Source organism: Streptomyces sp., assembly GCF_050698815.1.
Lineage (GTDB): Bacteria > Actinomycetota > Actinomycetes > Streptomycetales > Streptomycetaceae > Streptomyces.
In genome coordinates this window covers 1-2156 of the sequence record NZ_JBOHCV010000279.1, presented here as the reverse complement: position 1 = coordinate 2156, position 2156 = coordinate 1, and the positions used below count along the sequence as shown (strand labels likewise).

Below are 2156 nucleotides of genomic sequence, written 5' to 3'. Positions count from 1 at the left end.
CGTGCCCTCGGCCCGCGCCTCCCGGTGCGGCCAGGTCACCTTCAGGACGGCATGCGTGCCGTCCGGACGCAGCGCGGGAGCGACCCAGGAGCAGCTGCCGCCGTGGTAGGGGGTGCCGAGCCGCAGCCCCCACCGCTCGCGGAACTCCGCCACCAGGGCGGGCAGTCCGGTGAGCCACTCCCGCCCGCTCGCGGTGCCCCGCATCGCGCTCAGCACCGGCAGCGAGGCGGGAAACAATGCGGGATCGGTCACGGCTGAAGCCTAGGCATCTCCCCTCACGTGCAGGGGTGTTACCGGTGCCGTGAGGGGCGCCGTAAGGGGCCCTGGTCAAGCCGCCGCCCAGCGTGTTCCATGGTCATCCGGGGCCCCGGCCAGGCGGTGGCGCCCACGAAGAGGATCGAGGCTGCCGTGCCGGCGACCGTACGACGCACGACCCTGACCCTGCCGCTGGCCCCCCTCGGCCCCGAGAACCCGCTGCCCCCGCTCCTCTCCCTGGACGAACCGCACACCGTCGACGAGCGCGAACGGGCCGCGCTGCCACCCGAGATGGCGCGCCAGGTCGGCTACGCGCCGCTGCGCTCCGTGCTGCCCACCCGCCTCCTGGACGGGTACGGACGCGAGCGCGCCCCCGCCGCGCTCGACGCCCTCGTCATCGAGAACGACCGGCTGCGCGCGACCGTACTGCCGGGCCTCGGCGGACGGGTCCACTCCCTGCACCACAAGCCCACGGGGCGCGAACTGCTCTACACCAACCCCGTACTCCAGCCCGCCAATTTCGCCCTCAACGGCGCCTGGTTCTCCGGCGGCATCGAGTGGAACATCGGCGCGACCGGCCACACCACCCTCTCCTGCGCCCCCGTGCACGCCGCCCGGGTGCCGGCGCCGGACGGCGGCGGTGGAGAGATGCTGCGGCTGTGGGAGTGGGAACGGCTGCGCGACACCCCTTTCCAGGTGGACCTGTGGCTGCCGGAGGGCTCCGACTTCCTTCACGTCGGCGCCCGCATCCGCAATCCGCACGACCGGACCGTGCCCGTCTACTGGTGGTCCAACATCGCCGTGCCCGAGGACGAACGCACCCGGGTGCTGGTACCGGCCGAGGAGACCTGGTACTTCGCCTATGAGGGCCGGCTGCGCAGCATCCCGGTGCCGGAGTGGGAGGGCGTGGACCGCACCTACGCGCTGCGCAGCGAGTTCCCCGCCGACTACTTCTACGAGGTGCCCCGCTCCGAGCGGAAGTGGATCGCCTCGCTCGACGAGCGCGGGCACGGGCTCGTGCAGACCTCGACCGACCTGCTGCGCGGTCGCAAGCTGTTCGTGTGGGGCCACGGTCCCGGCGGGCGGCGCTGGCAGCGCTGGCTGACCGGGCCGGACATGCCCGGCTATGCGGAGATCCAGGCCGGGCTGGCCCGTACCCAGCTGGAGCACATTCCGCTGGAGGCGGGCGGGGAGTTCGCCTGGCTGGAGGCGTACGGGCCGCTCGCGGCCGACCCCGACGCGGTGCACGGCGAGGACTGGGCGGCGGCCCGCGCCCACACCGCAGGCCGGCTGGAGGCGGACCTGCCCCGCGCGGCCGTCGACGCGGCCTACGCCGCCTGGCGTCCTTACGCCGACCTCGAACCGGAGGGCGAGCCGCTGGCCACCGGTTCGGGCTGGGGCGCACTCGAAGTGGCGCGCGGCGGCTACGCGCTGCCGGGCACGCCCTTCGCGGAGCGGACGCTGGGCGAGGAGCAGCGGCCCTGGCTGGCGCTGCTGACCACGGGCGGTTTCCCCGACTCCGGTTCGGCCGCCGCCACCGCTGCCGTACCGGCGCCCTCCCTCGTCTCGGACGCCTGGCGCGACCAGCTCGAGTGCGCGACTTCCGGCCCGCTCACCGACTATCACCTCGGCGTCGCCCAGTGGCACGCGGGCGACCGCGCGCAGGCCGTACGCAGTTGGGAGCGCTCCGCCGCGGCGGCGGCGACACCGTGGGCGCTGCGCTGTCTGGCTCTCGCCGACGCGCACGACGCCACCGCCGGCCTGCACCCGGAACGGGCCGCGGACCGCTACCTGACCGCCATCAAGCTGGCCGAGAGCCCCGACGGCACCGGCACCCCGATGCTGGCGGCGCTGGTACGGGAGGCGGTGCCCGTCCTGCTCTCGGTGGACCGCACCGCCGA

The 2156-nt window shown here is 74.7% G+C and carries 1 protein-coding gene and 1 pseudogene; one reads left to right on the top strand and one right to left on the bottom strand.

The window, feature by feature from the left end; genetic code table 11:
* Nucleotides 1-252, bottom strand: a pseudogene (locus ACRDP3_RS10125) (aminoglycoside phosphotransferase family protein); the annotation flags it as partial.
* A gap of 156 nt (nt 253-408) precedes the next feature.
* On the opposite strand from ACRDP3_RS10125, the gene ACRDP3_RS10120 reads away from it, so the two are divergent.
* The coding region (locus ACRDP3_RS10120; RefSeq protein WP_431516538.1) for a DUF5107 domain-containing protein at nt 409-2156 on the top strand (1748 nt) is incomplete at its 3' end.